The organism is Pararhizobium sp. P1_E7, from assembly GCF_056405855.1.
This window is the reverse complement of the sequence record NZ_JBFUBH010000001.1, coordinates 294347-314128: the sequence shown is the minus strand read 5'-3', so window position 1 is coordinate 314128 and position 19782 is coordinate 294347. Positions and strand designations below refer to the sequence as shown.

Below are 19782 nucleotides of genomic sequence, written 5' to 3'. Positions count from 1 at the left end.
GTACGGCGCCTCAGCGGCTTAGCAACTCGCCTGCAGCAGACGGGCAGCGACTGCCGCTTTCGATTCGGAAATGTGTGGCGCATCGGCGTGCGCCGCGGTGCTGGCTTTTGCGTTGACTGCCGGCCGATGCGCCGAGAGCTTGCCGAGCGGGTGCTGCGAATGGACCCGCAACGGTGCACCGGGTTCCTGCTCGATGAACAAGGCAAGGCTGGAAATTTTCAGGGGACCGGCGATCACCGGCTCGAAGAAATCGCGCAATGCGGTCTCGAAGCGCGCGTTGAGATTGGCATTCACCGGCCCCGTCAGCATCATATGAAAGCGGAACTCCTCCATCACATAGGGATAACCCCAGCGATGCAGGTTGGCGAACTGCGGTGCGGTCAGGCGGTCCGGGTCCCGCCGCTCGATCTCGATATCGCTCAACGGCGCCCGAAACGCGTCGAACGCCTGAACGACACACGCGGCAAGATGGTTCATCTGTTCGCAGGGAACCGACGGCGCAAGGCCGAAGAACTCGCCCAGCCGCGCGATTTCCATCCGTGGAATTTCGAACGGACTCATCGTGCTGGCGAAATGCATCAGCGACTTCAGCAGCGCCGGTTCGCTGGTGTCGTCACGCAGGTGGAACGGTGCCTTGATGGTCCCGTGAAATCCGTAGCGGCGCGGTACAGCCGTGTGAAACGCCAGTTCCTGCCGGCTGAAACCGGCAATGGAAGGTGCCTCGGGCGCTTCGCCGGAATAGACGTTGCGGCCAAGCCAGCTGGCCGCAGCGACCGACAGGGGATCGTACATCGACGGCGTGAAATAGATGGCGTACCGCATGGGCCCCGCTCCGTTGAAACGTGTTCTGGGGGCCGGGGTTAAGCGATTTGCGTGACAGAATGACGAAGAGCCGGGCTGGCTTCCCCGGGGCTCGCCCGCCCCAAACAGAGATTTCTTGACGGGAACCAACCGGCTTTCGTTTCGTTTTCTTTCCGATAGCAGCAAAAGCGGAGAAGAATCATGACCTACCAGGATACCATCCACCAGGACGCCTCCATCCGGGAAACCCATGATCTCATCGCCAGCGACAAGGTCGAGGGAACACGGGTCTACGGGCGCGATGGCAACCATATCGGCTCCATCGAGCGGGTCATCATCGAAAAGCGCAGCGGCCGTGTCTCCTATGCGGTCATGAGCTTTGGCGGTTTCCTCGGCTTGGGCGAAGACCATTATCCTTTGCCCTGGTCGAAACTCAGCTATGACGAAAGCCTCGGCGGCTATCGTACCGACGTGACACGCGAGCAGGTCGAAGCGGCACCGAAATATCACGGCGACGACGAATATGAGTGGAACCGGGAAAACGGCCGCCGCGTCTACGACTACTACGGCGTTCCCCCTTACTGGATGTAAGGAGGACTGGATGTAATGAGGCTGGGCACATGGTTCGGCCCCGCGCTGCGGGGCCGTTTGCGTTTATCTTGCGGCCTCTTTGCGCAGCAACTCGATATGGGTCTGGCATCGAAAGGAGGCCGGCAGACCTTGATCCGTGCCGCCCGCGATTTCACCCACCACAGCCGATGCCAGCCGGTGCGCGATACCGAAGCTGATCTTGAAGCCGCCCGCAAGGGCGTGGATTCGAAGATGATCGGGGTGGCGTCCCGCCATCGGATCGCGGCCGATTGCCTTTGGCCGCAGCCCGGCCCAGCGTTCGATCACCGGAGCCCTGCGAATGAGAGGAACCAGCTCCGCCGCCTGCTGTAACAGGTCATCGAGTTGCCCATCTGTCGAAGCCGAATTCTCAAAGGTGTTTTCGCTCGTGCTGCCAACCGCGACCAGACCGTTTTCGTGGGCAACGACATACAGGCCATCGGTAAAGACGACGGGAAGATCGGGATCGACATCGGCCTGGAGAAGGGCTGCCTGTCCTTTCACCGGCACGCCGCTGACGCCGGGCGCCGTTGTCAATTCGTCGATAAAGGGAAACGCCTGAACGCCATTGGCGAGAATGCAGGCGCCGAAAGACAGGCTACCTCCATCGGCAAATGTGGCTCGGCCCGCGGCCGGATCGATATGGACAACCGCCTGCCCTTCCTCGATGCGGACGTGGCGCGACCGGCGCAAATGTCTGGCAAGCATGGCAAGGAACGGGCGCGGAGCAACGCGGGCGGCCAGCGTGTCGAAGACCACGCCGCTTTCCGCGGCACCCGCGTTCAGCCAGCCACCGTCATGAAACTGGTCCTGCACATGCCAATGGAATTGCCGATCGCCCGAGCGCCAGTTGACCAGCGCGTCCTGCTCGTGCCGAAGCGCGATGGTTCGCAGATGCGGCTTTGCCAATGGCATGATCCGGCCTGAGCGGCGATAACCCGCGGAAAGACCAGTCTCCGCTTCAAGCGCCGCGATCTCCGTTTCAAGGGCGATCAGCGCTTCGAACTGGAACTGCTTCTTGGAATTCCAGCGATCCGGCATATGCGGCATCAGCGCGCCGAGCACACCGCCGCTCGCGCCAGCGCCGATCACATCGCGCTCGACAAGGACCGTTTCGAGGCCGGCCCGATCCGCCATGACGGCTGCCCAGAGCCCCATGATACCGCCGCCAACAATCAGCAGATCCACCATCGATTGACCTTCTTGAATGTGGAGACTATCGCTTCGCCATGACCCGAGATCATTTGGACGTAACGCCCGCGCCGGACGGGGAAACCACGGACCGGCAAACCCCGGACCGGCAGACCCCAGACCGGCAGACCCTTGAATGGCACGAGGGCGATATGCCCTATTCGCAGGAGTTTGGCGACCATTTTTATTGCCGTGAAGATGGCCGGGCGGAGTGTGGGCATGTCTTTCTCGGCGGCAACGGTCTGCCTGAACGCTGGCAGCACCGCAACGTGTTCCGCATCGGCGAGCTCGGGTTCGGCACCGGGCTGAATTTCTGCGAAACATGGCGGCAATGGAGGGAGATGCGTGTCGAGGGGGCAAACCTGCATTTCGTCTCGTTCGAACGGTTTCCGATGCTCGGACCCGACATCGGCCGGGCGCTATCGCACTGGCCGCAGATCGAGGCGGAACGGCTGGCCCTTTGCGCTGAGTGGCCGGCCCATCCGGAAGGCCGCATCGACCTCGATTTCAAGGATGGAATGCGGCTCACCGTCCTGTGCGGTGCCGCCATCGAGGAGATCGATGGTTTTCAGGAAAAGTTCGACGCCTGGTACCTCGATGGCTTCGCGCCCAAACGCAATCCCGACATGTGGTCGCAGGAGCTGATGCGGCTTGCCTATGAAAAGACCGTGGAGGGCGGCACGTTTGCGACCTATGCCGCCGCCGGCTTCGTGCGCCGAAATCTCCAGGCCGCAGGCTTCACGGTCGAACGCCGGCCTGGTTTCGGCAGCAAGCGCGAAATGCTCTGCGGCGTGAAATCGACATCCGGCGTCGCTTAAAAACCAGCCCTCACACTGCCCTTCTCTTTCAAGGAAATTTGCTGTCGCAAATGGTGGCGCCTTTGGCGCGTCGAAACGGCAACATGACGCTCTGTCCAAACCGATGGAAAAGCGATGAGCGACAACGAATTTCCGCAAGCCTCCACAAGCGAGGCAGACGCGCCGGTCGAGCGGCGCCGCAGAACCGGCGGCCGCGGCGCCGATCGTTCCCGCAAGGGCAGCGGCAGTTCAAAATACCTGAACCTCGTCAACACGATGGCAAAATCAACGGTGCTCTCCGAAGACGCGCTCGAGGCCATTCACGACGCCTCGCTGACAATTCTTGAAGAGATCGGCATGGACGTGATCCTGCCCGAAGCCCGCGCCCGCATGAAGGCTGCCGGCGCCGATCTGACGCCCGGCACGGATCGGGTGCGTTTCGATCGCGGCCTGATCATGGACATGATGGCGTCCGTGCCATCAGGCTTCACCATGCATGCGCGCAACCCGGTGCGCAATGTTGAGATCGGCGGCAACAACCTGGTGTTCGCGCAGATCGCCTCGGCACCGTTCGTTGCCGACCGCGAGGGCGGACGGCGCGCCGGCAACCAGGAGGATTTCCGCAAGCTGGTCAAGCTCGCCCAGTCCTATGACATCATCCATACCACCGGCGGCTATCCGGTCGAGCCGATCGACATCCACGCTTCCGTGCGCCATCTCGACTGCCTGTCGGACATGGTGAAGCTCACCGACAAGGTGTTCCACTGCTATTCGCTTGGCCAGCAGCGCAATATCGACGCGATCGAGATTGCCCGCATCGGCCGCGGCATTTCCACCGAGCAGATGGAACGCGAGCCGTCGCTGTTCACCATCATCAACACATCCTCGCCGCTGCGCCTTGATGGGCCGATGCTGCAGGGCATCATCGAAATGTCGTCGCGCAATCAGGTCGTCGTCGTCACGCCGTTCACGCTGGCGGGCGCCATGGCGCCGGTGACGATCGCAGGCGCCGTCGTGCAGCAGAATGCCGAGGCGCTGGCGGGCATTGCATTTACGCAGATGGTCCGGCGCGGGTCGCCTGTCATGTATGGCGGCTTCACCTCGAATGTGGACATGAAAACCGGTGCGCCCGCCTTCGGCACGCCCGAATACATGAAGGCCGTGATTGCCGGCGGACAGCTCGCCCGCCGCTACAAAGTTCCCTACCGCACCTCCAACACCAACGCTTCCAACACGCTCGATGCACAGGCCGCCTATGAATCGGCCCTGTCGCTCTGGGCGCTGACGCAAGGGGGCGGCAATTTCATCATGCACTCGGCCGGCTGGAGCGAGGGGGGGCTCACGGCCTCCTTCGAAAAATTCATTCTCGATGTCGACATGCTGCAGATGGTCGCCGAATTCCTGACGCCGCTCGATGTCAGCGAGGATGCGCTGGGGCTGGATGCCGTGCGCGATGTCGGCCCCGGAGGGCATTATTTCGGCACCGCCCATACGCTCGCCCGCTACGAGACGGCCTTCTACTCGCCGATCCTGTCGGACTGGCGCAATTTCGAGACCTGGACCGAAGCCGGACGGCCGACGACCTACGATCACGCCAACCGCGTCTTCAAGGATAAACTGAACGAATATGAGAAGCCGCCGCTCGATCCGGCCATCGAGGAGGAGCTTGACGCGTTTGTTGCCCGCCGGAAAGCCGAAGGCGGCGTTCCGACGGATTTTTAACGAAGAATCAGTTCGACAGCGCGGCACGAACCGACGAAATCAGCTTGTCCGTCGGCAGATTGCTGTAGTCCTTGCTGATCTCCACGGTTGTCTTGGCCCGCGTTGCGGCGGAAAGCATGGAGCGCAGATCGCCAAGCGTCTGTGGTGCCGCACAAACAACAAGGCGGTCGAATGCGCCCTCCTGCTCATAGCTGTCTATTTTGCTGGCAACGTCGGCGGTGAACTTCTGCTGTTCCTCACGGACCGGATCGCTGGGATACTCCATCGCCGAGCGGCCATGTCCCACGGAGGAATGACTGCGCCCCGGTTTGTCGGCCATGATGTCCCGGGCGCGCCTGGTCTCAAGCTGAAAAACCTCCTGCTCGGGGCTCTGGCGCCCATTTTTGAGAAAATTCACGCCCTTCAGAAGACGTGCCTGATTTCCGTCTGCGGCAAGAATCCATGTGATGGTCATTGTTCAATCCTCGAGCAGAGCCCCAACGTTCATAGGCCGTGGCACCGGCGGCGCCAGGACTGAACGCACGCAGTGCCTCCCCCCAAGACGAGACACGTGATGAAATCAACGCGCCGGGAAAAAGGAATGTTCCGTAAAAATTTCGACACCCGCAAAAATATTGTAACCGGGAGCGCCGCCGGGCCCGGTCATCCCTGCATCGACTTCCAGCTGGTCATGCCGTGATCCACCGGTCTCTTCGCACCTGCAAAAAACTATCCCTTGACTTTTGACGGGAAAACAACGACATGAGGCTCAGCGTCACCTTCTGGCCGCCGCGTGAGCGAGCCCTGCGGGATCTACCGATCCGTAACGAAGGATAAGCGCAACTAGAGAATGTCCTGCCAAACGTGGCAGGATGCATGCGCTAGACGAGATTAATCAACCCACAAGTTCCCAAATCACGCGGGGTTCTTGACGCGAAGCGAAACCGGAACCGCATGGTGCAGTTCCGGCGTTGTTCGTTTTGCGCCCCCGAAAAGGTATTACATTGACCACTTTCAAAGACCTTGGCCTCTCCGAGCACGTGCTTTCGACCCTCGCCTCCCTGGGTTTCGAAACGCCGACGCCGATTCAGGCCGAAGCCATCCCGCTCGTCATGGAAGGCCATGACCTGATCGGTCTTGCCCAGACCGGCACCGGCAAAACCGCCGCTTTCGGCCTGCCGATGATCGAAAAGATGATGGCCGACGGCAAGCGTCCCGATCCGCGCAACATCCGCGCGCTGGTTCTCGCCCCGACCCGCGAGCTGGTGAACCAGATCGCTGCCAACCTCAAGGACTTCGTCAAGAAGACGCCGATCAAGATCGGCCTGGTCGTCGGCGGTGCCTCGATCAACAAGCAGTCCGAGCAGCTTTCCCGCGGCGTCGACATCCTCGTCGCCACGCCCGGCCGTCTTCTCGATCTCATCGCCCGCAAGGCAGTGACCCTGACCCAGGCCCGTTACCTGGTTCTCGACGAAGCCGACCAGATGCTGGATCTCGGCTTCATCCATGACCTGCGCAAGATATCCAAACTGGTGCCGAAGAACCGCCAGACGCTCTTGTTTTCGGCCACCATGCCGAAGGCGATCGCCGATCTGGCCGCCGAATATCTGAGCAACCCGAAGCGCGTCGAAGTCTCGCCTCCGGGCAAGGCCGCCGACAAGGTCGAACAGTTCGTCCATTTCGTTGCCGGCGCCAGCCAGAAGACCGAGATCCTCAAGAAGACGCTGACCGAAAATCCCGATGGCCGCGCCATGGTTTTCTCGCGCACCAAGCACGGCGCCGAAAAGCTGATGAAGCACCTGGACCATGTCGGCTTCTCCGTCGCCTCGATCCACGGCAACAAGAGCCAGGGCCAGCGCGAACGCGCACTTAAGGCCTTCCGTGATGGCGAAACCCGCGTTCTCGTTGCAACCGACGTTGCGGCCCGCGGCATCGATATTCCCGGCGTCACCCATGTCTACAACTACGACCTGCCGGAAGTGCCGGATGCCTACGTGCACCGCATCGGCCGTACCGCCCGCGCCGGCCGCGACGGCATTGCCATCGCTTTCTGCGCACCGGACGAAATCCGCCTGCTGCGCGACATCGAGCGCCTGATGAAGATCGATATCGCTGTCGCCAGCGGTGAGGTTCCGGCCGACCGCGCCCGCCCGAAGGGTGCTCGCGGTGGCAACGGTGCCCGCAACGCTTCCCGCCCCGCTGGCAACGGCCACAATGAGCGCCGTCCGCGTCCGCAGGGCGGCAGCGACAACGTGCACCGCACCGAGCGTTCGGCTCCGAGCCCGTTTGCCGGTGACGATCTTTTGGCCGGCGACAGCCACGCGAAGAAGCCGCACCGCAAGGGCCAGGGCCCGGCCGCACAGGCAGCTCACGAGCAGGCTCTTGCCAAGCGTCCCGGCGGCAACCGCAACGGACGTCCCGGCGGCAAGCAGGGCGAATGGCGCAACCGCAACCACGGCGGCAACGCCGCAGGCGGCCAGAACCGCGAAGGCGGCAATGGCGCCAGTGCCCAAGGCCAGCGCCGCCGTGCCAACGGCAACGGACCGCGCCGCGACGAGGCATAAGCCTTTCGCGAAAGTGAATTGAGATGAAGAACGGCGGGCTGGACCCGCCGTTTTTTTATGCCGGAACCGCCACCGGTTTACGGTTGGTGAGATAGACGCCGGTGACCGCGACCATCGTGCCGGCGATCATCGGCGGCGTCAGGGCTTCGTCAAACAGCAGCCAGGCCTGCAATGCTGCCAGCGGCGGCACCAGATAGATCAGCGACGCGGCCTTCGAGACCTGACCGCGCCGGATCAGATAAAGCAGCAAGGCAATCGCCCCCATCGACAGGCCGAGCACCGCCCAGGTCAGGGCCGCAAACAGCTGCACGCTCCAGATCACCCGCATATCCTCAAGCAAGAACGCGGCAGGAAGCGTAACAATCAGGGCGCCGACATATTGCAGGGTCGCGGTCGAGCGGATATCGCCGGTCTGGAGGTGCCGTTTCTGATAGAGGGTGCCGTAGGTGACGGCCGCCATGCCGAGCACATTGATGACCACCGGAAACAGATGGATCGGCGTCACGCCGGTATCGATGGCCAGCATCTTGGGAACAACGGCCAGCGCGATCCCGAGAAAGCCCAGCGTTAGCCCGAGCCTCTGCTGAACCGACAGGTTTTCGCCGATCAGGGCCGGCGCGGCAACCGCCGTCATCAGCGGCTGCAATCCGGCGATAATGCCGGAAATCGCCGCCGGAACCCCTTGTCCGATCGCCCACCAGACGGCGCCGAGATAGAGCCCATGCAGGAAGATGCCGGAGACGACGGCATGTCCGGCCGCCGTCCAGGTCTTTGGCCATGCGGCACCGGTTGCCAGACAGAAGCCGACGAACAAGAGCGTCGCGAGAAGATAGCGCATCACCAGGAACGTCAGCGGGTCGGCGTAGATGCCGGCATATTTCGCCATCACCCATCCCGTCGACCAGAGCAGAACGAAAATGGCCGGGGCCAGGCGGTCGAGGGTCATGCGAACTCCAGAGGTGATCTTTGCGTCGCCGACTGCGATAGAGGGACGCTTGGTGATGGTCAAAGCAAAATTCCTGATGTTTATCTTCAGCGAGGACCCGGATCACGATCCGCCGGCAGCACAAAAATCAGGCACTCAATAGATTTCCAACTCCCGGCGAGGGACCGGAATGGAACTACTTGGCCACTCCGACGCGAAGACATGATGAAAAGGGCGGCATCTCCAGGACTCTGACCTCAGGGTCAGCCCAAAAAAGCGGCGATCACCAGCCGAAATTTCTTTTGCCCTCTAATGAGCATGCTTCTTGCATTGCCCCTGTTGTTGTACTCAAATGGCAAAAAAAGGGGATCACACCGTTGGCATTTGACGAAATGATGAATGCGGACAACAGCCCGCGCCAGCCGTACTCGACTTACAATGATTGGTACTCAGCCCAGGACAAGGCCCGCCTGATTGCAAAATCGAAAGAGGCCGAGAACATCTTCCGCAGGACAGGTATTACCTTCGCGGTCTACGGACACGCGGACAGCTCCGAAAAGCTCATCCCCTTCGACCTCATCCCCCGCATCATTTCCGGCCGTGAATGGCGCAAGCTGGCCCAGGGCATCGAACAGCGGGTCATCGCCCTCAACGCCTTCCTTGACGACATCTACCACAAGCAGGAGATCATCAAGGCCGGCCGTGTGCCGCGCGAGCTGATCGAGCGCAACGTCGCCTTCCTGCCACAGATGATCGGCTTCCGGCCGCCGGGCGGCGTCTATACCCATATCGTCGGCACCGACATCGTGCGCACCGGCGAAGACCAGTTCTATGTGCTGGAAGACAATGCCCGCACGCCCTCCGGCGTTTCCTACATGCTGGAAAACCGCGAAACGATGATGCAGATGTTCCCGGAACTCTTCCATCAAAACCGCGTCCGGCCGGTCGAGAACTATCCCTACCTCTTGCGCCACAGCCTGGCATCGCTCGCTCCTCCCGGCTGCGAAGGCAAGCCGCGCGTTGCGGTGCTGACGCCCGGCATCTACAATTCGGCCTATTACGAGCACGCCTTCCTCGCCGATATGATGGGTGTCGAGCTTGTCGAAGGCTCGGACCTGCGCGTCATCGACGGCAAGGTGAAGATGCGCACCACCCGCGGCTACGAGGCGATCGACGTGCTCTACCGCCGTGTCGATGACGACTATCTCGATCCGCTGACCTTCAAGCCCGAATCGGCGCTCGGCATTCCCGGCATCATGGATGTCTACCGGGCGGGCAATATCACTATTGCCAATGCGCCAGGCACCGGCATCTGCGACGACAAGGCGATCTACTCCTACATGCCCGAGATCGTCGAGTTCTATACCGGCCGCAAGGCGCTGCTCGAGAACGTGCCAACATGGCGCTGTTCGGAAGACGACAGCCTGAAATACGTACTGGAAAACCTTGCCGATCTCGTCGTCAAGGAAGTGCATGGCTCCGGCGGTTACGGCATGCTGGTCGGGCCGACCGCATCCAAGAAGGAGCGCGCTGCTTTTGCCGAAAAACTGAAAGCGCGCCCTGCCAACTACATCGCGCAACCGACACTTTCGCTTTCGACCGTGCCGATCCTCGTCAACAAGGGCATCGCTCCGCGCCATGTGGACCTTCGCCCTTATGTCCTCGTTTCCGACAAGGTGCAGATCATTCCAGGCGGGCTGACCCGCGTGGCTTTGAAGGCCGGCTCGCTGGTGGTGAATTCCAGCCAGGGCGGCGGCACCAAGGATACCTGGGTTCTGGAGGACTGATGCATATGCTTGGAAGAACTGCAAACGGCCTCTACTGGATGTTCCGCTATATCGAGCGGGCCGAAAACAGTGCCCGGCTGATCGATGCCGGCCTGCGCATGTCGCTCACCCGCTCGGAGGCAACGGAAGACGATTGGGACGGCGTGCTGCAAAGCTCGGGCGTCCGCGATATCTACGACGATCTCTACGAAAAACTGACGAGCGCCGACGCCATCGACTTTCTGCTGCGCGACCGGGCCAATCCTTCGAGCGTGATGTCCTGCATCGATTCGGGCCGCAACAATGCCCGCATGGTGAGAACAGCGCTGACGCGGGAAACCTGGGAAGCCACCAACGAATGCTGGCTCGACCTCAAATCCACCCTTTCCCGGCGCATCAGGCCGGCCGACCTTCCCGAAGTCATCGACGGCATCAAGCGCATGACGGGCCTGATCCGCGGCGCGTTCCACGGGACGATGCTGCGCAACGAGATCTTCAACTTCTCACGCATCGGCACCTTCATCGAGCGGGCCGACAACACCGCCCGCATTCTCGATGTGAAATACTACGTCCTGCTTCCGGCGGTGTCGCAGGTCGGCTCCTCGATCGACAACGTCCAGTGGGAATCGATCCTGCGCTCGGTTTCGGCGCACCGCTCCTACGGCTGGGTCTACGAGGCGGAATACAAACCATCCAACATTGCCGACTTCCTGATCCTCAACGGCCGCATGCCCCGGTCGCTTGCCTATTGCTACGACAAGATCGTCAGCAATCTCGGCTATCTCGCCCGCGAATACGGCGAAGGCCATGCAGCACACGCAACGGCGGAAGAAACCCTCTCCTCCCTGCGCAATCACTCGATCAAGGACGTGATGGACCAGGGGCTGCACGAATACATCGAGAATTTCATCAGCCACAACAACCGTCTGGGACAGGAAATCTCCGACGGTTACCGGTTCAACTGAGATTCGGATGGGAGAGAGTACATGCGTCTGAAGATCAGCCACACCACCGAATATACCTATGACGAACCGGTGCAGTATTCGCTGCAGCGTCTGCGCCTGACGCCACTGTCGCAGCCAGGTCAGACCGTCATCAGCTGGGAAACCGCCGTCGAGGGCGCCAAGATGGAGGTCGGCTATGACGACCATTTCGGCAACCGGGTAAACCTCGTCAGCGTCCATGGCGACCAGACGTCTATCCGCATCACAGCTTCAGGCGAGATCGAGACGGAAGACAAGGCGGGTGTCTACGGCCCCCACCAGGCCTATGCGCCGCTCTGGCTCTATTTGCGCGAAACGCCGCTCACCAAGATGACCAAGCCCATCCGCAACCTCGCCAAGGCAATGAGCGGCGAGACGGATCTTGCCAGGATGCATGCGCTAATGGGCAAGATCAATGAGATCGTCGAATACCGGCAGGGCGAGACAGGAACGGAGACAACGGCAGAGCAGGCCCTCCTGCAAAAGAGCGGCGTCTGCCAGGATCACGCCCATATCATGATCGCCGCCGCGCGCACGCTGGGCCTGCCCGCGCGCTACGTTTCCGGATACCTGATGATGGAAGATCATCCGGAGCAGACGGCCAGCCACGCCTGGGCCGAAGTGCACCTCAACGGTCTCGGCTGGGTCGGCTTCGATGCCGCCAACAAGATGTGCCCTGACGACCGCTATGTCCGCATCGCCTGCGGGCTGGACTATCGCGACGCAGCGCCGATTTCCGGCCTGATCCACGGTTCAGCGAGCGAAGCGCTGAAAGTCTCGGTGACTGTTGAGCAGCAGGAACAGAGCCAGAGCCAGTCCTGACCGGCTCCGGCGTTTGGATCACCGGGCTCCTACTGCATAATTCCTTAAGTCGGAATCGATTTAAGGAAAAATTATGCAGCAAGTTTAAAAGGTTACAGCGACGTTTGCGCGTCACGAATGACGCGCGGCGCTGTAGAGGCCGGGTGAAAGCGCATCACGCCATGCCGGCGAAAATGTCCTTCTTGACGATGGCGTGCACGCCCCAGTTCCCGTCGACCACCTGGGTGATGCCGAAGTCGACGCCGATGGACATCAGCGAGATCGCCTCGTCTTCCGTCAGTCCCTTCGTCTTCATCAGGAAATGGCGCATCTTCTTGAAGGCATCGCGCAGCGCCAGATCGACCGACGACTTCGAGTAGATCTCGGTCTGCGCACTGGAGCCCAGTTCCTCCAGATAGTTGGCGAAACTGAAGCCGTGAACCAGCCAGTCGTCCTTGGTTTCCAGCATCGGATAGTTCAGCTCCTCCAGCGGCGTGCCGGCGAGGTCCGCCTTCTTGTGAACGATGAGCTGGAATGTGCCGGTCAGCGAGCATTCGATCGCTGTTCCGCACAGTTCGCTGTCGCCTTGCGAGGCATGAGGATCCCCGACCGAGAGCATGGCGCCGGCGACGGAGACGGGATAGTACATCGTCGCCCCCTTGCCGATACGCCAGTTGTCGATATTGCCGCCGGTATAGCTGGGCGGAATCGTATCGACGAAATCCACTTCGGCGGGCGCAAGGCCGAGCGTGCCGAAGTGCGGGCGGATCGGAAGCCGCACACCCTTCAGCACGTCGTAATTGCGCTTGGTGATGCTGTGATCCACGGGCACGCCGGGATAGTCGATCGTCTCGTGCATGACGCCGAACGGGTCTTTCTGCGGCACCCACCGGAAATTATAGGCCGCCTGCGCCCAGTTGCGGCTGCCCGTTGCATCGATCTCATAGATCGTGATGACCTCGCGCTTCTTGCCGTCGAGAAGATGGTTGTAGTGGAAACCCCAATTGGCCGCCGCATTTGACCCGAAGGCCTTGCCCTTGAAGTCCGGATTGGCTGACGGGCGCGGCACGCAATCGATGATGCGGACCTCCAGAATATCGCCCGGCTCGGCGCCGCGCACATAGACCGGACCGGTCATGATGTGCACGCCCATGCCTTCGCCGGAACCCTTCTTGTAGACGGCGGGGTCGGTCGGTCCGGCGCCACGCCGGTCGACGCCCTTCTTTTCCTTGGTCCAGAGGTAGACGCTTTCCGCCCCCTCGTCCCCCTTGACCATGCGCTCCAGATCGTCGCCCGCATGATGCGTCAGCGTCTCGATGGTGACGATGTCGCCGCTCTCCACTTCCACCTGCGGCTTCAGCGTCTTGCTGAAATAGCCCCAGTGAACCGTATCGGCGTTGGCGGGCAGATAGTGATAGGATTGCTTGGCGGGCTGCTTGGCGGCGCTGGCCTTAGCCAGCTCGGGCGTGACCAGCGTCATCGTTCCCGCGCCGAGGGCGGCAAGACCGCCCGCAGCCGCAAAACTGCTCTTCAGGAAGCCGCGCCGCTCGACGTTCATATCTTCCTTGAATGTCTTGTAGTGCGCCGCAAAATGCGGACAATTCACGTCGTCTCCATGGCACATTTTTTTCGTTCCTTTCCCCTTAAAAGTGCTTCGACGGGGCAAAGTATTTGTGACGGATCGAGCGATGACAATGGCCGCCACCGGCCGGCATCGGCAGCGTTTGGCACCGAGAGCAGAGCAAAAAATCAAAAATAATAAAATATTTTCATATGCTTAAATGAATTCCTAAAATTATCGAGTGTGCCGGGATCAGCCCGCGCGGCATCACGAAGCAAGAGATTGTTCGTCTGGGAACAAGAAAAATTGCTGCAGTGCGGTTAAACTTCCCTCAGCATGCTATCCTGAGGAGGCGCAACGGCAGCGCGCTTGCGGATAGACCCCACGCAAGAAGGGATTTGCATGGATCAGGCAGCCGAGCATATCGCGATCGATCAGTTTCCGGCCGAGGCCCGCCAGAATGCCTGGCTGGGTGCGCTGATGGCATTATCGCTCGATTGCCGGATGCCGGAACGCGGACCGGCGAGCGGTTCGATCACACTGCGGCATTCGCAAAGCGGCGCCGTTCTGGCGCTTCTCCATTCGCGACCCCAGCAATTGCAGAGCATTGTGCAGGCAAGCGCCAACAGTCCGGTCTCCCTCATCCTCTGTCTGTCCGGGCGCGGGCGGCTGATCTGCGGGCGCAAGTCCATCGAGCTGGCGGAAGGCGTTCTGTGCGCGCTCGACATGGCGGACCGCTGGACGATCGATTGGCGCAGCGATTTCGAGATCCTGATCCTGCGGCTGCCGCGCACCGGCTTCGCATCGCGGCTTGGCCGCGCAAGGGTGACCTTTCCAGTCGCACTGGGCAAGACGGTCGCCGCCATCGCCGTGCGGCCGATACTGCGGACCCTGGCGGGCCATATCGACCTGATCGACCAGGCCGACCTGAGCGTGGCGGAAACAGCGGTGACGGAACTTGCCGCAAGCGCCCTTTTGTCCGAACTGAAGGCGGACGAGGGCGGCGTGACCCAGGTGCAGGCCGCGCATTTCCGGCGGGTTTCAGCCGCCATCGAGCGCCAGCTTCAAGACACCGATCTCGGCATGACCGATATCGCAGCGAAGGAAGGCATGTCCGTGCGGTACCTGCAGCGCCTGTTTGAAAAGCGCGGCGAGAGCTTTTCGGATTATGTCCGCAACCTGCGCCTCGAGCGGTGCCGCGCCGACCTGATCGATCCGAACCACAATGCCGAAAGCATCGCCGAAATCGGCAACCGCTGGGGCTTTCGCGATCAGGCCCATTTCTCCCGCGCCTTCAGCACCGCCTTCGGCATTTCGCCGCGCATCCTGCGCCGCAACCTGTCCGATACCGGGGAGGTTCGCCGGCAAAGAGGCAAGCCATCCGTACAGGGCGGCCGTAGCGGCGTGACGCCCAGCCGCCCGAAAACCGTCCAGTTTACCGCCGGCGACACCGCTGAGGTGGAAATCCGGGAAAAGACCCCGCGCCACCATTATCTTCCAGCCAACCGCTCGACGGTGCATTGGGGATATCTCAGCCGCCTGCTGGCGCCGGTGCTGAGGGTCGGGTCTGGCGAGCGCGTCACGATCGAGACCCTGACACAGCATGCCTACGACGACCACGAACGCATGATCAAGGGCGATCCCGGTGCCGAAAGCGTGTTTGAGTGGACATCGGAATACAAGGCTATCGACCGCCGTGGCGCAGGTCCCATCAACGCCTCGGTGTTCGGGCGCGGCGCTGGCGAAGGTTTCGGCGTGCACATCTGTACGGGACCGATCCACGTGCGCGGCGCCGAGCCGGGCGATATACTCGAAGTGGAGATACTCGGTATCAGCCCCCGCCCTTGCGCCAATCCCGACTTTGCCGGCAAGGCCTTCGCCAGCAATGCTTCGGCCTGGTGGGGCTTCCAGTATCACGACCTGCTCGACCAGACCCGCCGCCGCGAAACGGTGACCATCTATGAAATCGACCTTCAGGATGCGGCGCATGCACGGGCGCTCTACAGCTTCGAGTGGACGCCGCAGACCGATCCCTTCGGCGTCGTGCATGCCACGATGGATTACCCCGGCATTCCGGTGGACCGCGCCAGCATCCAGCCCAGAAACAGGCTGCTCGAAGGCGTGCGCGTCCCTGCCCGTCCACATTTCGGCTTCATCGCCGTCGCGCCGCGGGAGGCGGAGATCATCGATTCCATCCCGCCCGGCTATTTCGGCGGCAATATCGACAACTGGCGCGCAGGTCCCGGATCGAAAATATACCTGCCCGTTTCCGTTCCCGGCGCCCTCCTGTCGATCGGTGACGGGCATTTCGCGCAAGGCGACGGCGAGATCAACGGTACCGGGCTTGAATGCTCGCTCACCGGCGACATCCGCATCAGGCTGCACAAGCAGCATGAGCAGCTGCCCCCGCATCTGCACGGCTTCGGTGCGCCGCTGATCGAGACTGCGGACTGCTGGGTTATCCAGAGCTTCAGCTATCCGCAATATCTGCGCGATCTCGGCCGCAACGCGCAAGCCGAGGTCTACGGCCGGTCCACGGTGGACCTTGCCCTGCGCAACGCATTCCAGCAGGCGCGCCGGTTCCTGATGGATACCTATGCGCTGAGCGAGGACGAAGCCATGAGCCTGATGTCGCTGGCGGTCGATTTCGGCATCACACAGGTGGCGGACGGCAATCTCGGCGTCCACGCAACCATCCGCAAATCGCTTTTTGCCGGGAGGGCAGAAAAGAAATAGGTCTCCGGCAGGTTATGCCGGAGACCTTGTGATTTCAGCTTCAAACTGCGGATAAGCGGTTAGTGACTGTCCTTGCCGACCGCGTTTCCGCGACATCCCTTGAGGAAGTCGAGGTCGGCGCCGGTATCGGCCCCTTCGACATGCTGCTGGTGCAGGAAAGCATAGCCCGATGTCGGCAGGTCGTGGTTCGGCTGCCACTCGGCAAGCCGCCGCGCCAGTTCCGCTTCGGAAATGTCGAGATGCAGGCGGCGGTTCGGCACGTCGAGCTCGATCATATCGCCGTTCTTCACCACGGCAAGCGGGCCGCCGACCGCTGCTTCCGGCGACGTGTGCAACACGACAGTACCGTAGGCGGTGCCGGACATGCGAGCGTCGGAGATGCGCACCATGTCGGTGATGCCCTTCTTCAGCACTTTCGGCGGAAGACCCATGTTGCCGACCTCGGCCATGCCCGGATAACCCTTCGGTCCACAGTTCTTCATGACCATGACGCAGGTCTCGTCGATGTCGAGATTGTCGTCGTTGATCTTGGCCTTGTAGTCGTCGATGTCCTCGAACACCACCGCGCGGCCCCGATGCGTCAAGAGATGCGGCGAAGCGGCTGACGGCTTCAGCACCGCGCCCTTGGGCGCGAGATTGCCGCGCACGACGACGATGCCGCCCGACTGCGTCAGCGCCTTGTCGGCAGGCAGAATGACGTCCTCGTTCCAGTTGACGACGTCCTTGACCTCGTCCCAAACGGTTTCGCCAGAGACCGTTATCGCGTCCTTGTGCAGAAGGCCAGCCTCGCCGAGGCGCTTCAAGACCACCGGCAGACCGCCGGCATAGAAGAACTCTTCCATCAGGTATTTGCCCGACGGCATGAGGTTGACGATGGTCGGCACGTCGCGGCCGCAACGGTCCCAATCATCCAGTGTCAGGTCGATGCCGACGCGGCCGGCCATGGCCAGCAGGTGGATAACAGCGTTGGTCGATCCGCCGATGGCCGCGTTGGTGCGGATGGCGTTCTCGAAGGCCTTCTTCGTCATGATGTCGGAGGGCTTCAGATCGTCCTTGACCATCTGGACGATCCGTCGACCGGTGAGCTGTGCCATCACCTTGCGGCGGGAGTCGACGCCCGGGATCGCAGCATTGCCTGACAGAGCCATGCCGAGGGCTTCCGCCATGGAGGCCATGGTGGAGGCGGTACCCATGGTGTTACAGGTGCCCGACGAACGGCTCATCGAGGCTTCCGCCTCCAAGAACTCATCCTGCGTCATCTCGCCGGCCTTGACCATCTCGGAGAATTTCCACAGATGCGTGCCCGAGCCGACGCGCTCACCGCGGAAATAGCCGTTCAGCATCGGCCCGCCGGTGACGACGATCGAGGGCAGGTCGACTGAGGCCGCTGCCATGATCAGCGAGGGCGTGGTCTTGTCGCAACCGACCAAAAGCACGCAGCCATCCATCGGCTGGCCGCGGATGGTCTCTTCGATAGCCAGCGCCGCCAGGTTGCGGTACATCATCGCCGTCGGGCGGAAGGTGTTTTCCGATGCCGAGAATACCGGCACCTCCATCGGGAAGCCGCCAGCCTCCCACACGCCGGCCTTCACCTTTTCGGCAAGCTCGCGCAGATGGCCGTTGCACGGCGTCATATCCGACCAGGTGTTGAGGATGCCGATCACCGGCCGGCCGTCGAACAGGTCGTGCGGATACCCCTGGTTCTTCATCCAGCCGCGATGGTAGATCACGTCGCGGCTCGTGCCGCCGTACCATTCCTGGGACCGCAGCCTGCGCGGCCATTCCGCTTTCTTCGTCATAGTCCTTGTCCTTTAAGAGGGATCGGACCGGGCCTTGCCCAGTCCGGAAACGTCGTTAAGCCAGCGTATAAGCCGTTTTCACCACGGTGAAGAACTCGGCCGCGTACTTGCCCTGCTCGCGCGAGCCGAAAGAGGAAGCCTTGCGGCCACCGAACGGCACGTGGAAATCAACACCAGCCGTCGGCAGGTTGACCATCACCATGCCGGCTTCCGAATTGCGCTTGAAATGCGTCGCATGCTTCAGGCTCGTCGTCGCGATACCCGCCGACAGGCCGAACGGCGTGTCGTTGGCAACCGAGAGCGCTTCCTCGTAATCCTTGACCCGGATGACGGAGGCGACGGGGCCGAAGATTTCTTCGCGGCTGATGCGCATCTGGTTGGTTGCCTCGGTAAACAGCGTCGGCTGCAGGTAGAAGCCCGGATTTTCGCGCGTAATCGTCTCGCCGCCGAAAGCGAGCTTGGCGCCTTCCTGGCGGCCGATGGCAATGTAATCGGTGTCGGTTGCAAGCTGGCGCTCATCGACGACCGGACCGATATGGGTTCCTGCCTTCAGCGCATCATCGACCACCAGTGTCTTCAGCTTTTCGGTCAAGGCTGCGACGAACTTGTCGTGGATGCCTTCGGTGACGATCAGTCGCGACGACGCCGTGCAGCGCTGGCCGGTCGAGAAGAAGCCGGAATTGGCCGCGGCTTCGACAGCGACGGTCAGGTCGGCATCGTCCAGTACCACCATCGGGTTCTTGCCGCCCATTTCCAGCTGGAACTTGCGGTTATGCTCGATGGAGGACGCGGCGACCCGCTTGCCGGTACCCGTCGAGCCGGTAAAGGTGATGCCGGCCAGATCCGGGCTGTCGAGCATGGCCTGGCCAACGACCGAGCCCTTGCCCATGACGAGGTTCAAGACGCCCTTCGGCAGGCCGGCACGGTTGAGAATATCGGCAATCGCCCAGGAGCAGCCGGGTACCAGCTCGGCAGGCTTGAAGACGACGGTGTTGCCGTAGCAGAGTGCCGGCGCGATCTTCCAGGCCGGAATGGCGATCGGGAAGTTCCACGGCGTGATGATGCCGATGACGCCGATCGGCTCGCGGGTGATCTCGACGCCGATGTTCGGGCGTGCCGACGGCAGCACCTCGCCTGCCAGGCGCAGAGCCTCGCCGGCGAAGAAATCGAAAATCTGTGCCGCGCGGATGGTCTCGCCGATCGCTTCCGGCAACGTCTTGCCTTCTTCGCGGGCGAGCAGGTTGCCGAGCTCTTCCTTGCGGGCGAGGATTTCGTCGGCGGTCTTCTTCAGGATCGCATGACGCTCGAGAATGCCCGAGCGCGACCAGGCCGGAAACGCGGCCTTTGCGGCGGCAATCGCGGTCTTGGCATCGTCGGCGCTGGCGGTGGCATAGAGACCGACGATTTCCTTCGTGTTCGACGGATTGATGTTTTCAACGCCGTTGCTGCCGACCCATTCGCCGGCGATCAGGTTGTGATGGAGTGTCATGGGCTCAAAGCCTCCTTGGTTTCAGCGAACACCCTGAGAACGGCACCCGCAGTCAAATG

The 19782-nt window shown here is 61.8% G+C and carries 16 protein-coding genes; 9 read left to right on the top strand and 7 right to left on the bottom strand.

Translation table 11 applies throughout. The features are described from left to right. Positions 1-18 precede the first annotated feature (18 nt). A complete protein-coding gene (locus AC1D17_RS01435; RefSeq protein ID WP_477563642.1) occupies positions 19-822 on the bottom strand; it encodes a DUF1045 domain-containing protein in 804 nt (267 codons plus the stop codon). A 180-nt stretch (positions 823-1002) separates the two neighbouring features. Between AC1D17_RS01435 and AC1D17_RS01430 the strand changes: the two genes are divergently transcribed. After that, positions 1003-1392 carry a PRC-barrel domain-containing protein gene (locus AC1D17_RS01430; RefSeq protein ID WP_477563641.1) on the top strand — a complete coding sequence of 130 codons (390 nt, stop codon included), beginning with the start codon at positions 1003-1005 and terminating at the stop codon, positions 1390-1392. 63 nt (positions 1393-1455) lie between these two features. On the opposite strand, the gene AC1D17_RS01425 is transcribed toward AC1D17_RS01430, so the two are convergent. Next, positions 1456-2601: an NAD(P)/FAD-dependent oxidoreductase gene (locus AC1D17_RS01425; protein ID WP_477563640.1), complete on the bottom strand. Its 1146-nt coding sequence runs from the start codon at positions 2599-2601 to the stop codon at positions 1456-1458. A 152-nt stretch (positions 2602-2753) separates the two neighbouring features. On the opposite strand from AC1D17_RS01425, the gene mnmC2 reads away from it, so the two are divergent. Beyond that, positions 2754-3419, top strand: coding sequence for a tRNA (5-methylaminomethyl-2-thiouridine)(34)-methyltransferase MnmC2 (gene mnmC2 / locus AC1D17_RS01420; protein WP_477563852.1), 666 nt, complete (start codon positions 2754-2756; stop codon positions 3417-3419). Between the two features lie 114 nt (positions 3420-3533). Further along, on the top strand, positions 3534-5120 hold the full coding sequence (locus AC1D17_RS01415) for a trimethylamine methyltransferase family protein (protein WP_477563639.1): 1587 nt from the start codon (positions 3534-3536) through the stop codon (positions 5118-5120). A 7-nt stretch (positions 5121-5127) separates the two neighbouring features. On the opposite strand, the gene AC1D17_RS01410 is transcribed toward AC1D17_RS01415, so the two are convergent. Further along, positions 5128-5574: a host attachment protein gene (locus tag AC1D17_RS01410; RefSeq protein ID WP_477563638.1), complete on the bottom strand. Its 447-nt coding sequence runs from the start codon at positions 5572-5574 to the stop codon at positions 5128-5130. 99 nt (positions 5575-5673) lie between these two features. Here AC1D17_RS01410 and AC1D17_RS01405 point away from each other — a divergent pair, with 99 nt between their 5' ends. Further along, positions 5674-5799 (top strand): hypothetical protein, encoded by a 126-nt coding sequence (locus tag AC1D17_RS01405; protein ID WP_477563637.1) that lies wholly within the window; start codon positions 5674-5676, stop codon positions 5797-5799. A 304-nt stretch (positions 5800-6103) separates the two neighbouring features. Continuing rightward, on the top strand, positions 6104-7663 hold the full coding sequence (locus AC1D17_RS01400) for a DEAD/DEAH box helicase (RefSeq protein ID WP_477563636.1): 1560 nt from the start codon (positions 6104-6106) through the stop codon (positions 7661-7663). A gap of 55 nt (positions 7664-7718) precedes the next feature. On the opposite strand, the gene AC1D17_RS01395 is transcribed toward AC1D17_RS01400, so the two are convergent. Then, entirely contained in the window at positions 7719-8609 is an 891-nt protein-coding gene (locus AC1D17_RS01395; RefSeq protein WP_477563635.1) for a DMT family transporter, read from the bottom strand. A gap of 371 nt (positions 8610-8980) precedes the next feature. Here AC1D17_RS01395 and AC1D17_RS01390 point away from each other — a divergent pair, with 371 nt between their 5' ends. From AC1D17_RS01390 to AC1D17_RS01380, 3 genes are read left to right on the top strand one after another with little or no spacing between them, the layout of a single operon-like run. Beyond that, entirely contained in the window at positions 8981-10375 is a 1395-nt protein-coding gene (locus AC1D17_RS01390; protein ID WP_477563851.1) for a circularly permuted type 2 ATP-grasp protein, read from the top strand. Between the two features lie 5 nt (positions 10376-10380). After that, positions 10381-11319 carry an alpha-E domain-containing protein gene (locus AC1D17_RS01385; protein WP_264223399.1) on the top strand — a complete coding sequence of 313 codons (939 nt, stop codon included), beginning with the start codon at positions 10381-10383 and terminating at the stop codon, positions 11317-11319. A gap of 21 nt (positions 11320-11340) precedes the next feature. Next, the gene (locus tag AC1D17_RS01380) at positions 11341-12159 is read left to right on the top strand and encodes a transglutaminase family protein (protein ID WP_477563634.1); all 819 of its coding nucleotides are present in this window, start codon (positions 11341-11343) and stop codon (positions 12157-12159) included. 154 nt (positions 12160-12313) lie between these two features. On the opposite strand, the gene AC1D17_RS01375 is transcribed toward AC1D17_RS01380, so the two are convergent. Then, on the bottom strand, positions 12314-13762 hold the full coding sequence (locus AC1D17_RS01375; protein ID WP_477563633.1) for an acetamidase/formamidase family protein: 1449 nt from the start codon (positions 13760-13762) through the stop codon (positions 12314-12316). Positions 13763-14101: 339 nt separating this feature from the next. On the opposite strand from AC1D17_RS01375, the gene AC1D17_RS01370 reads away from it, so the two are divergent. Beyond that, on the top strand, positions 14102-16435 hold the full coding sequence (locus AC1D17_RS01370) for an acetamidase/formamidase family protein (RefSeq protein WP_477563632.1): 2334 nt from the start codon (positions 14102-14104) through the stop codon (positions 16433-16435). A 59-nt stretch (positions 16436-16494) separates the two neighbouring features. Here the strand turns inward: AC1D17_RS01370 and araD are convergent, their stop codons facing one another. Beyond that, the gene (gene araD / locus AC1D17_RS01365) at positions 16495-18234 is read right to left on the bottom strand and encodes an L-arabinonate dehydratase (RefSeq protein ID WP_477563631.1); all 1740 of its coding nucleotides are present in this window, start codon (positions 18232-18234) and stop codon (positions 16495-16497) included. Positions 18235-18289: 55 nt separating this feature from the next. Continuing rightward, on the bottom strand, positions 18290-19723 hold the full coding sequence (locus tag AC1D17_RS01360) for an aldehyde dehydrogenase family protein (protein ID WP_477563630.1): 1434 nt from the start codon (positions 19721-19723) through the stop codon (positions 18290-18292). Positions 19724-19782: the final 59 nt, after the last annotated feature.